At 59.2% G+C, this 12,745-nt stretch carries 6 protein-coding genes; 1 reads left to right on the top strand and 5 read right to left on the bottom strand.

Annotation, left to right across the window (positions count from 1 at the left end; all coding sequences use genetic code 11):
* Nucleotides 1-31 precede the first annotated feature (31 nt).
* The 3 genes from fusA to rpsL all read right to left on the bottom strand — a co-directional run bounded on the left by fusA (nucleotide 32) and on the right by rpsL (nucleotide 3,083).
* Nucleotides 32-2,131, bottom strand: a complete 2,100-nt coding sequence (fusA, locus tag ACQZ6F_RS16160; RefSeq protein ID WP_068386065.1) for an elongation factor G — start codon at nucleotides 2,129-2,131, stop codon at nucleotides 32-34.
* A gap of 30 nt (nucleotides 2,132-2,161) precedes the next feature.
* The gene (gene rpsG, locus ACQZ6F_RS16155) at nucleotides 2,162-2,632 is read right to left on the bottom strand and encodes a 30S ribosomal protein S7 (RefSeq protein WP_034486676.1); all 471 of its coding nucleotides are present in this window, start codon (nucleotides 2,630-2,632) and stop codon (nucleotides 2,162-2,164) included.
* 79 nt (nucleotides 2,633-2,711) lie between these two features.
* Nucleotides 2,712-3,083, bottom strand: coding sequence for a 30S ribosomal protein S12 (rpsL, locus tag ACQZ6F_RS16150; RefSeq protein ID WP_003507760.1), 372 nt, complete (start codon nucleotides 3,081-3,083; stop codon nucleotides 2,712-2,714).
* 508 nt (nucleotides 3,084-3,591) lie between these two features.
* Here rpsL and ACQZ6F_RS16145 point away from each other — a divergent pair.
* Nucleotides 3,592-3,885 carry a transcriptional regulator gene (locus ACQZ6F_RS16145; protein WP_068386063.1) on the top strand — a complete coding sequence of 98 codons (294 nt, stop codon included), beginning with the start codon at nucleotides 3,592-3,594 and terminating at the stop codon, nucleotides 3,883-3,885.
* Nucleotides 3,886-3,997: 112 nt separating this feature from the next.
* Here the strand turns inward: ACQZ6F_RS16145 and rpoC are convergent, their stop codons facing one another.
* Nucleotides 3,998-8,209, bottom strand: a complete 4,212-nt coding sequence (gene rpoC, locus ACQZ6F_RS16140) for a DNA-directed RNA polymerase subunit beta' (RefSeq protein WP_068387800.1) — start codon at nucleotides 8,207-8,209, stop codon at nucleotides 3,998-4,000.
* A gap of 190 nt (nucleotides 8,210-8,399) precedes the next feature.
* On the bottom strand, nucleotides 8,400-12,542 hold the full coding sequence (gene rpoB, locus ACQZ6F_RS16135) for a DNA-directed RNA polymerase subunit beta (protein ID WP_174070539.1): 4,143 nt from the start codon (nucleotides 12,540-12,542) through the stop codon (nucleotides 8,400-8,402).
* Between the last annotated feature and the right edge of the window lie 203 nt (nucleotides 12,543-12,745).

Here is a 12,745-nt window from a genome sequence, read left to right as displayed (position 1 = left end):
AATTCTTGTTATCGGTCAATTGGTATTCCGGTCACTTCTGACCGGAATACTTTGCCTGGATTTCCTGTGCGACGTTCGACGGAACCGGCGCGTAATGGTCGAAGGTCATCGTGTACTGTGCACGACCCTGGGACATGGAGCGCAGGTTATCGACGTACTTGAACATGTTCGCCAGCGGGACGTTCGCGTTGATGACAACTGCGATACCGCGGCTTTCCTGGCCCTGGATCTGGCCACGACGCGAGTTCAGATCGCCGATAACGTCACCGACGTAATCTTCCGGCGTCACGACTTCGACCTTCATCATCGGCTCGAGGAGCTGGGCACCAGCTTCACGGGCTGCTTCACGGAAGCAAGCGCGCGAGGCGATTTCGAAGGCCAGAACCGACGAGTCGACGTCGTGGAAGGCGCCATCGATGAGCGTCGCCTTGACGCCGAGCATCGGGAAGCCAGCCAGCGGGCCCGAAGACAGAACGCTTTCGATACCCTTCTGAACGCCCGGGATGTATTCCTTCGGAACAGAACCGCCGACGATCTTCGACTCGAACTTGAAGTCTTCGCCGTCCGGGTTCGGTTCGAACACGATCTTGACGCGAGCGAACTGACCAGTACCACCGGACTGCTTCTTGTGGGTGTAGTCCTTTTCCGTCTGACGCGTGATGGTTTCGCGGTAAGCAACCTGCGGCGCGCCGACGGTAGCTTCAACCTTGAATTCACGACGCATGCGGTCGACGATGATGTCGAGGTGAAGTTCACCCATGCCGGCGATGATGGTCTGACCCGATTCCTGGTCCGTCTTCACGCGGAAGGACGGATCTTCGGCAGCCAGGCGGTTGAGCGCGAGGCCCATCTTTTCCTGGTCGCCCTTGGTCTTCGGCTCGATCGCGATCTGGATGACCGGCTCGGGGAATTCCATGCGCTCGAGGATAACCGGCTTCAACGGATCGCAGAGCGTATCGCCAGTGGTGGTTTCCTTGAGGCCGGCCAGAGCAACGATATCGCCAGCGAAGGCTTCTTCGATGTCTTCACGCGAGTTCGAGTGCATCTGCAGCATACGGCCGACGCGCTCGCGCTTGTCCTTGACCGTGTTCATGACCGATGCGCCCTTTTCGAGCTTGCCGGAGTAAACGCGGGCGAAGGTCAGCGAACCGACGAAGGGGTCGTTCATGATCTTGAATGCCAGCATGGACAACGGCTCGCTGTCGTCAGCATGACGTTCGATTTCGGCTTCCGTCTTGAAGTCGATGCCCTTGATCGCCGGAATGTCGAGCGGCGACGGCAGGTAGTCGACAACGGCGTCGAGCAGCGGCTGAACGCCCTTGTTCTTGAAGGCGGTGCCGCAGAACATCGGATGGAACTTGACGTCGATCGTGCCGCGACGGACGAGCGCGCGGATCTGATCGTTGTCAGGCAGGTTGCCTTCGAGGTAGGCTTCGGTCGCGGCTTCGTCGATCTCGACAACGGTCTCGATCAGCTTTTCGCGATATTCGGCAGCCTTGGCCTTCATGTCTTCCGGGATTTCGACGACGTCCCACTGAGCGCCGAGCGATTCGTCGCGCCAGATGAGAGCATTCATCTCGATCAGGTCGATAACGCCCTTGAACTCGGTTTCCGCACCGATCGGCAGCTGCATGACAACAGCGGTCGCACCGAGACGGGTCTTGATCATCTCAACCGAGCGATAGAAGTCAGCGCCGGTCTTGTCCATCTTGTTGCAGAAGATCATGCGCGGAACATGATACTTCTCAGCCTGACGCCAGACGGTTTCCGTCTGCGGCTCAACGCCGGCGTTGGCGTCGAGCAGAGCGATGGCACCGTCGAGAACGCGCAGCGAACGCTCGACTTCGATGGTGAAGTCGACGTGGCCGGGGGTGTCGATGATGTTGAAGCGGCGGGTCTTGCCGTCACGGCCCTTCCAGTAGGTCGTGGTAGCAGCAGAGGTGATCGTGATGCCACGCTCCTGCTCCTGCTCCATCCAGTCCATGGTGGCTGCGCCGTCGTGCACTTCACCGATTTTGTGCGACTTACCGGTGTAATAAAGAATACGCTCGGTGGTCGTGGTCTTGCCGGCGTCGATGTGCGCCATGATACCGAAATTGCGGTAGTCTTCGATTTTATATTCGCGAGCCATAATGGACTGCCTTTCCGAAACCGTTCGGGATTACCAGCGATAATGCGAGAACGCACGGTTGGCATCAGCCATCTTGTGCGTGTCTTCGCGCTTCTTAACGGCAGCGCCGCGGTTGTTGGAGGCATCGAGAAGTTCGCCGCTCAGGCGGTCAACCATGGTGGTTTCGTTGCGCTTGCGAGCAGCAGTGATCAGCCAGCGAATGGCCAGAGCCTGACGGCGCTCCGGACGAACGTCGACCGGAACCTGGTAGGTAGCACCACCAACACGACGCGAACGAACTTCAACGTGCGGAGCGATGTTATCCAAAGCCTGATGGAACACGCCGAGCGGTTCCTGCTTTGCCTTGCCCTGCACGGCGTCGAATGCGCCGTATACGATGTTTTCAGCTACGGACTTCTTGCCGTCGAGCATGATGGCATTCATGAACTTCGTAACGACCAGATCGCCGAACTTCGGGTCCGGATTGATCTCGCGCTTTTCTGCTCTATGACGTCTGGACATGTACTTCTCGTCTCTCAACTGTTAGCGGCGCTTCACCACGCGGAGAACCTCGCGCAGCACCGGATTATCTGAAACCGAATTACTTCGGACGCTTCGCACCGTACTTGGAACGGCGCTGCTTGCGGTTCTTGACACCCTGGGTATCGAGAACGCCGCGGATGATGTGGTAACGAACGCCCGGAAGGTCCTTTACGCGGCCGCCACGGATCATGACGACAGAGTGTTCCTGAAGGTTGTGACCTTCACCGGGAATGTAACCAATGACTTCGAAGCCGTTGGTCAGACGGATCTTTGCGACCTTACGCAGAGCCGAGTTCGGCTTCTTCGGCGTGGTCGTGTAAACGCGGGTGCAAACGCCACGCTTCTGCGGGTTTTCCTGGAGAGCAGGAACCTTATTGCGCTTTACCTGCGCCTGGCGAGGCTTGCGGATCAGCTGGTTTACGGTAGGCATTCAACCATCCCTTGTAAATCTATCTCGACACCCTTGCGGGCATGACTATCGCCGTCACCGGCAACTACACACGATCGTCTCAATGCGCAAAACGTGGCCCGATCCGCTTTCGCAGATGGACCACAGAAAAGCAGAGGACACCAAGATGGCGTCTTGCGTGCAGCATTCTTGTCTTCAACGTGCGTTTAGAACCTTGTTTGAGGTGAACTCCAGAGCGCGTCGCTCCGAACAGCCATGCCTCACATGGGTCCCGATGGCGGCGGTACTACTGGTTTCCCGCCGTTTCGTCAAGGCCGGTTAAGAAATTATCTTTGTCACAAAGGCCCGGAAGCCCGGGAAAACCGGCCATTTGACGCTTTGAATACGGAAATGGCGCCTCTTCGGCAAGATGGACTTTGGTATTTCGCCAAAATCCCTATAAGGAATCACCGAAAGCCAATTCCACCCGATGACCCCAGGCAACCACGAGGAATCGCCGGGTCGATTCGATACTCCCGAAGGAAGACTCATGATTACTGCGCCAGACAACGACAACAATTCCGACGGCCCCATGGTCTTCATCATCATCGGCAAGGGCTACGAGACCGATGGCGGAGAAGGCATCGACCTGCATGTCATGCTGCGGGCGCCGGACGACGACACGGCCGTACGCGAGGCTCTCAACGCGCTCGCCGAGGAAGGCTTCATCGAGGCGGATCTCGACCAGATCGGCATGCTGACGGATGTTCCGGACGAAGAGCCGCACGCATCGGCCTATCAGGGCGCGCTCGAGGGCGAAGTCGCGATTATCCGGTTCCGCTGACGGGCCGCGCCTCCCCGAGGCAGGTGCCCCTCCCTCCCCTTATCAGCAAGCAAAAAGAAACCGCCCGGATCGCTCCGGGCGGTTCCTTATTTTCTAATGGTCGCGGTCTCGCTTATTCAGCGGCCGGGGCATTCTCGCCAGCCATATCCTGCAGCATCGGCGTTGCGACAGCTGCGCCCGTGCCCTTGCGACGCTCTTCCAGAATGAGCTCGTCGCGAGCCGTAGCGATACGGCGGATCTGGGTCATGGTGCCGCCGGTACCGGCCGGGATAAGGCGGCCGACGATGACGTTTTCCTTCAGACCCTGCAGACCGTCGGTCTTGCCGGCAATCGCAGCTTCGGTCAGCACCTTCGTCGTTTCCTGGAAGGAAGCGGCGGAGATGAAGGACGGCGTCTGCAGCGATGCCTTGGTGATCCCGAGCAGAACCGGATCACCGTAAGCAGGCTTCTTGCCTTCTTCGATCAGGCGGTCGTTGTTGTCGTCCAGCTCGATACGGTCGACGTTGTCGCCGACGATGTACTGGCTGTCGCCTGCATCGGTGATTTCCACCTTCTGCAGCATCTGACGGACAATCACTTCGATGTGCTTGTCGTTGATGACAACGCCCTGCAAGCGGTAGACTTCCTGAATTTCATTGACCAGGTAGGAAGCCAGAGCCTCCACGCCCTTGATCGCCAGGATGTCGTGCGGAGCCGGGTTACCGTCGAGGATGTAATCACCCTTTTCGATGTAGTCGCCTTCCTGAAGGTGGAAGGGCTTGCCCTTCGGGATCAGGTATTCGACCGGCTCGACACCGTCTTCCGCCGGCTCGATGATGACACGGCGCTTGTTCTTGTAGTCGCGGCCGAGGCGGATCGTACCATCGATCTCTGCGATGATGGCGTGGTCCTTCGGACGACGAGCTTCGAACAGTTCGGCAACACGCGGCAGACCACCGGTGATGTCCTTGGTCTTGGCGCTTTCCAGCGGCGAACGGGCAAGAACGTCACCCTGCGACACCTTCTGGCCCGGCTCGACGGACAGGATCGCGTCGACCGAGAGCAGGAAGCGGGCTTCACCGCCACGCGACAGCTTGGCAACATTGCCGCTGGCGTCCTTGATGACGATCGCCGGCTTCAGGTCCGAACCGCGCGGCGTCGAACGCCAGTCGATAACCTGACGCTTGGTGATGCCGGTGGATTCGTCGGTCGCTTCGAGAACCGAAAGACCGTCGATGACGTCTTCGAACTGAACCGTACCGGCCAATTCCGTCATCATCGGACGGGTATAGGGGTCCCATTCCGCCAGACGCTGGCCGCGCTTCACCTTGTCGCCCTCGTCGACATAGATCTTGGAGCCGTAAGCGACGCGCTGCGAGGAGCGCTCGACGCCACGTTCGTCCAGGATCTGAACCGCCATGTTGCGGCCCATGGCAACCAGGTTGCCATCGGAGTTACGCAGCATGTTGCGGTTCTTGATCTGCACCGTGCCTTCATACGAAGCTTCCAGGAACGACTGGTCGACCACGGTCGCCGTGCCGCCCAAGTGGAAGGTACGCATGGTCAGCTGCGTGCCCGGCTCACCGATCGACTGTGCGGCGATAACGCCGACAGCTTCACCGAGGTTGACAGGCGTACCGCGAGCCAGGTCGCGGCCGTAGCAGACCGAGCATACGCCCGTCTGGATTTCGCAGGTCAGTGCCGAACGGATGCGGATCGACTGGATACCAGCCTTCTCGATCTCGATGACATCCGGTTCCAGGATCATGGTGCCGGCATCGACGATACGCTCACCCGTGACCGGATGATCGATATCGTCCAGTGCCGTGCGGCCGAGGATGCGGGCGCCGAGCGAAGCAACGACCTGACCGGCATCGACGATGGCGGTCATGGTGAGGCCCTTGTCGGTGCCGCAATCCACATGCGTGACGATGCAATCCTGAGCGACGTCGACGAGACGGCGGGTCAGGTAGCCCGAGTTCGCGGTCTTCAAGGCGGTATCTGCAAGACCCTTACGGGCACCGTGCGTCGAGTTGAAGTACTCGTTAACGGTCAGGCCTTCCTTGAAGTTCGAGATGATCGGCGTCTCGATGATTTCGCCCGACGGCTTGGCCATGAGGCCGCGCATGCCGCCCAACTGACGCATCTGGTTCGGCGAACCACGAGCGCCCGAATGGCTCATCATGTAGATCGAGTTCATCGGCTTCTGACGACCGGTCTTTTCGTCGAATTCGACGGCCTTAATGCGGGCCATCATTTCTTCGGCGACCTTTTCGGTAGCCTTGCCCCAAGCGTCGACAACCTTGTTGTACTTTTCGCCCTGGGTAATCAGACCGTCATTGTACTGCTGTTCGTATTCCTTGACCAAGGCTTCGGTGTCGCCAACGATCTTAACCTTGGTATCCGGAATGACCATGTCGTCCTTGCCGAACGAAATGCCGGCGCGGCAAGCATGGGAGAAGCCGAGCTGCATGATGCGGTCGCAGAAAATGACCGTGTCCTTCTGCCCGCAATGGCGGTAGACCGTGTCGATCATCTTGGAGATGTTCTTCTTGGTCATTTCCTGGTTGCAGATATCGAAGGTCACCTTGCCGTGCTTAGGCAGAAGTTCGCCGATCAGCAGGCGGCCGGGCGTCGTTTCGTAGATCTTCGAATAGGGCTTGCCCTCTTCGTCGACCGACTTGAAGCGGCCGCGGATCTTGGAATGCAGCGTCACGACCTTGTTTTCGAGTGCATGGTGCAGCTCGCCGAGGTCGGAGAAGGCCATGCCTTCGCCCGGCTCGTTCTGGTTCAGGATCGACAGATAGTAGAGGCCGAGAACCATGTCCTGCGAGGGAACGATGATCGGCGCGCCGTTTGCCGGATGCAGGATGTTGTTGGTCGACATCATCAGCACGCGTGCTTCAAGCTGGGCTTCAAGCGACAGCGGTACGTGAACAGCCATCTGGTCGCCGTCGAAGTCGGCGTTGAAGGCCGTGCAGACGAGCGGGTGCAGCTGGATGGCCTTGCCTTCGACCAGCATGGGTTCGAAGGCCTGGATGCCCAGGCGGTGCAGCGTCGGTGCGCGGTTCAGGAGAACCGGATGCTCGCGGATGACCTCGTCGAGGATATCCCAGACTTCCGGCTTTTCCTTTTCGACCAGCTTCTTGGCCTGCTTGACGGTCGAGGAGTAACCCTTGGCGTCGAGGCGGGCGTAGATGAACGGCTTGAACAGCTCGAGCGCCATCTTCTTCGGCAGGCCGCACTGGTGCAGCTTCAGTTCCGGACCGGTCACGATGACCGAACGGCCGGAATAGTCGACGCGCTTGCCGAGCAGGTTCTGACGGAAGCGGCCCTGCTTGCCCTTGAGCATGTCGGACAGCGACTTCAGCGGACGCTTGTTGGCGCCGGTGATGACGCGGCCACGGCGGCCGTTGTCGAACAGCGCATCGACAGATTCCTGCAGCATGCGCTTTTCGTTACGGATGATGATGCCCGGAGCGCGCAGTTCGATGAGGCGCTTCAGACGGTTGTTACGGTTGATGACGCGGCGATACAGATCGTTCAGATCCGACGTCGCGAAGCGGCCGCCATCGAGCGGAACCAGCGGGCGTAGGTCCGGCGGGATGACCGGGACGACCTTCATGATCATCCATTCAGGACGATTGCCCGATTCCATGAAGTTCTCGACGATCTTCAGGCGCTTCATCAGCTTCTTCTGCTTGAGATCCGACGTGGTGTCGGCAAGCTCGGAGCGCAGATCGCCGGCGATCTTTTCGAGCTGCATGCTGGCAAGCATCTCGTAGATCGCTTCAGCACCGATCATGGCGGTGAACTGGTCTTCGCCATACTCGTCGATGGCGAGCATGTACTCTTCTTCCGACAGAAGCTGATGCTCCTTAAGAGCAGTCAGGCCCGGCTCGGTGACGATGTAGTTCTCGAAGTAAAGAACGCGCTCGACATCCTTCAGCGTCATGTCGAGCAGCGTCGAAATGCGAGAAGGCAGCGACTTCAGGAACCAGATGTGGGCAACGGGAGCGGCGAGCTCGATATGGCCCATGCGCTCACGGCGAACGCGCGACAGCGTGACTTCGACGCCGCACTTTTCGCAGATGATGCCCTTGTACTTCATGCGCTTGTACTTGCCGCACAGGCACTCGTAATCCTTGATCGGCCCGAAGATTCGCGCGCAGAAAAGACCATCGCGTTCCGGCTTGAACGTACGATAGTTGATCGTTTCCGGCTTCTTGATCTCGCCATAAGACCAGGAAAGAATCTTCTCCGGCGATGCGATCGATATCCGGATGGAATCGAAGTTCTGTGCAGGCACCTGCGGATTGAAAAGATTCATGACCTCTTGGTTCATGCCTGTCTCCTTTTGGGGCGAAGCGCCCTCGAACTGCAATCAGTGCCGGCAAATTCCCGGGAACCGGACTGACGCGCTAAAACGACAATAACCGCAAAATGCGGCGAAACCGTCCCCGCCTGGCGCCACCGGAAATCGGGCGCCGGCTGGAACGGTGCGCGCTGACGGACAGCGCGCACCCTATCAGCTGTTACTCGGCTGCGTCCGGAAGCTGGGTCGCGGTCTGCAGATCGTCAATCTTGGAGTTTTCCAGTTCGACGCTGAGACCCAGCGAACGCATTTCCTTGACGAGAACGTTGAAGCTTTCCGGAATGCCCGCTTCGAAGGTGTCGTCGCCACGAACGATGGCTTCGTAGACCTTGGTGCGGCCGGCCACGTCGTCCGACTTGACCGTGAGCATTTCCTGCAGCGTGTAGGCTGCACCGTAAGCTTCGAGCGCCCAGACTTCCATTTCGCCGAAGCGCTGACCGCCGAACTGCGCCTTACCGCCCAGCGGCTGCTGGGTGACGAGCGAGTATGGACCGATCGAACGGGCGTGGATCTTGTCGTCGACAAGGTGGTTCAGCTTCAGCATGTAGATGTAGCCAACCGTGACCTGACGGTCGAACTGCTCGCCGGTACGACCGTCGTACAGCGTCGACTGACCGGTCTCCTTGAGACCTGCCATTGCCAGCATCTCGTTGACATCGGCTTCGCCGGCGCCGTCGAAGACCGGGGTCGCGATGGACACGCCACGCTTCCACTGGTCGGCCAGACGCAGGACCGATGCATCGTCATATGCGTGCACGTCGTCGCTCTTCGGACCGTCGCCGACGACCATGTCGATCGTCTTGCGCAGAGGTTCGATGTTGCCGCTCGCCTTGTAAGCATCGATCAGTTCACCGATCTGACGACCCATGCCGGCGCAAGCCCAGCCGAGGTGCGTTTCGAGAATCTGACCAACGTTCATACGCGAGGGAACGCCGAGCGGGTTCAGCACGATGTCGACATGCGTACCGTCTTCGAGGAACGGCATGTCTTCAACCGGCACGATGCGCGATACGACACCCTTGTTGCCGTGACGGCCAGCCATCTTGTCGCCTGGCTGGATCTTGCGCTTAACAGCGACGAAGACCTTGACCATCTTCATGACGCCCGGAGGCATTTCATCGCCGCGCTGGACCTTCTCGACCTTGTCCATGAAGCGCTGTTCAAGGCGCGACTTGGATTCGTCGTACTGGCCACGCAGGGCTTCGAGCTCGCTCTGGATCTTCTCGTCTTCGACGGCGAACATCCACCACTGCGAACGCGGATACTCCGAAACGATGGCGTTCGACAGTTCCGTGCCCTTCTTGAAGCCCTTCGGACCTGCAAGAGCAACCTGACCACGCAGCATTTCGACCAGACGGCCGTAGACGTTACGGTCCAGGATCGCCTGCTCGTCGTCGCGGTCCTTCGCGAGACGCTCGATCTCTTCGCGCTCGATCGCCATGGCGCGTTCGTCCTTCTCAACGCCGTGGCGGTTGAAAACGCGAACTTCGACGACCGTACCGTAGGTGCCGGGCGGCATGCGCATGGAGGTATCGCGAACGTCGGACGCCTTTTCACCGAAGATGGCGCGCAGAAGCTTTTCTTCCGGCGTCATCGGGCTTTCGCCCTTCGGCGTGATCTTGCCGACGAGGATATCGCCCGGCTGAACTTCAGCACCGATGTAAACGATACCGGCTTCGTCCAGGTTCTTCAGCGCTTCTTCCGAAACGTTCGGAATGTCGCGGGTGATTTCTTCCGGACCAAGCTTGGTGTCACGCGCCATCACTTCGAATTCTTCGATGTGGATGGAGGTGAACACGTCGTCGGCAACGATACGCTCGGAGAGCAGGATCGAGTCTTCGTAGTTGTAGCCGTTCCACGGCATGAACGCGACAAGCACGTTGCGGCCGAGGGCCAGATCGCCGAGGTCGGTGGACGGACCGTCGGCCAGAATGTCACCCCGGTTGACCACGTCACCGACGGTAACAAGCGGACGCTGGTTGACGCAGGTGTTCTGGTTCGAACGCTGGAACTTCATCAGGCGGTAGATATCGACGCCGGACTTCGACGGATCGAGGTCTTCGGTGGCGCGGATAACGATACGCGTCGCGTCGACCTGGTCGACCACGCCGCCGCGGCGGGCGCCGATGGCAGCGCCGGAGTCACGTGCGACGACCGGCTCCATGCCGGTACCGACGAACGGAGCTTCGGCACGCAGAAGCGGCACGGCCTGACGCTGCATGTTCGAGCCCATGAGAGCGCGGTTGGCGTCGTCGTTTTCCAGGAACGGGATCAGCGCGGCTGCGACCGAAACCAGCTGCTTCGGCGAGACGTCCATCAGGTTGATGTTGTCGCGCGGAGCGAGCATGACTTCGCCGGCATGACGGCAGACGACGAATTCTTCGATGAACGAACCTTCGGCGTCGAGCTCGGCATTAGCCTGGGCAACGTAGTACTTCGCCTCTTCCATAGCGGAGAGGTAGAGCACATCGTTGGTCACCTTACCGTCGATGATGCGGCGATAAGGGCTTTCGATGAAGCCGTACTTGTTGACACGGGCAAAGGTCGCCAGCGAGTTGATGAGACCGATGTTCGGGCCTTCCGGCGTTTCGATCGGGCAAATACGACCGTAGTGCGTCGGATGAACGTCGCGGACTTCGAAGCCGGCGCGCTCGCGGGTCAGACCACCCGGACCAAGAGCCGAAAGACGGCGCTTGTGGGTGATTTCCGAAAGCGGGTTCACCTGGTCCATGAACTGCGACAGCTGCGAGGAGCCGAAGAATTCGCGAACGGCGGCGGCAGCCGGCTTGGCGTTGATCAGATCCTGCGGCATGACCGTGTCGATTTCGATCGAGGACATGCGTTCCTTGATCGCACGTTCCATGCGCAGCAGACCCAGACGATACTGGTTCTCCATCAGCTCGCCGACAGAACGAACACGGCGGTTGCCGAGGTTGTCGATGTCGTCGATCTCGCCCTTGCCGTCACGCAGTTCGACAAGCATCTTGACCACGGCCAGGATGTCGTCCTTGCGCAGGATGCGAACGGTGTCTTCGACGTCGAGGTCGAGACGCATGTTCATCTTAACGCGGCCGACGGCGGAGAGGTCGTAACGCTCCGCATCGAAGAACAGCGAGTTGAACATGGCTTCGCCCGACTCCATGGTCGGCGGCTCACCCGGACGCATGACGCGATAGATGTCGAACAGAGCGTCCTGACGGTTCTCGTTCTTGTCCGCGGACAGCGTGTTACGGATGTAGGCGCCGACGTTGATGTGGTCGATGCCGAGAACCGGGATTTCGTCGAAACCAGCCTTGAGGATGACAGGCAGGGTCTTCTCGTCGATTTCATCGCCGGCTTCGAGATAGATCTCACCGGTCTGGAAGTTGACGATATCTTCGGCCAGGAACAGGCCATAAAGCTCTTCGTCGGTGGCCTTCAAGGCCTTCAGGCCCTTGTCCTGCAGCTGGCGCAGCAGGCGCGGCGTCAGCTTCTTGCCGCCCTCGACAACGACTTCGCCGGTGTCGGCGTCGATCATGTCGGTAACGGTCTTGGCGCCCTTCAGCGTTTCCGCCTTGAAGGGGATGCGCCAGCCATCGCCGGAGCGCTGGTAGAGCGACTTCGTGTAGAAGGTCGACAGGATTTCTTCGCCATCCATGCCGAGCGCCATCAGCAGCGACGTCACCGGAATCTTGCGGCGACGGTCGATACGGGCGTAGACGATATCCTTGGCATCGAATTCGATGTCGAGCCAGGAACCGCGATACGGAATGACGCGAGCGGCAAAGAGCAGCTTGCCGGAAGAATGGCTCTTGCCCTTGTCATGATCGAAGAAGACGCCCGGCGAACGGTGCATCTGCGATACGATAACGCGCTCGGTGCCGTTGACGATGAACGTACCGTTGTTCGTCATGAGCGGCATGTCGCCCATGTAAACGCTCTGTTCCTTGATGTCCTTGATGGACTTCGCGCCGGTATCCTCGTCGATATCGAACACGATCAGACGGAGAGTGACCTTCAGCGGCGCGGCGTAGGTCAGGTCGCGCTGGCGGCACTCATCGACGTCGAACTTCGGCGGTTCGAATTCATAGGATACGAACTCCAGCATGGAAGCGCCGGAGAAGTCGGTGATCGGGAAAACCGACTTGAAAACAGCCTGAAGACCTTCGTCCGGGCGGCCGCCCTTGGGTTCTTCGACCATGAGAAACTGATCGTAGGATGCCTTCTGAACCTCGATGAGGTTCGGCATCTCTGCGACTTCGGGAATCTTACCAAAAAACTTGCGTACGCGCCTGCGCCCATTGAACGAAAGGGTCTGAGCCATCGTCGCTCCTTTAAAATCCTGCACCCGGGCCTGCAACGGATGGGAAACGCTGGCCAGGCGACCCCATCAATCAATGAGTAGTTCAATCTCGTCTAACTAATCGAAAACCGCTCGGCACGGATTGCGTCGCGGTTCGATTTGAGACCATCCTCTTGAAGAACCCATTACCCAAAAGCCGTTTTGCCTGCGGCTTTTGGGTAATT

Source organism: Rhizobium sp. A22-96 (genome assembly GCF_053521805.1).
The sequence above is the reverse complement of the archived record's forward strand: the minus strand, read 5'-3'. Positions and strand labels throughout refer to the sequence as shown.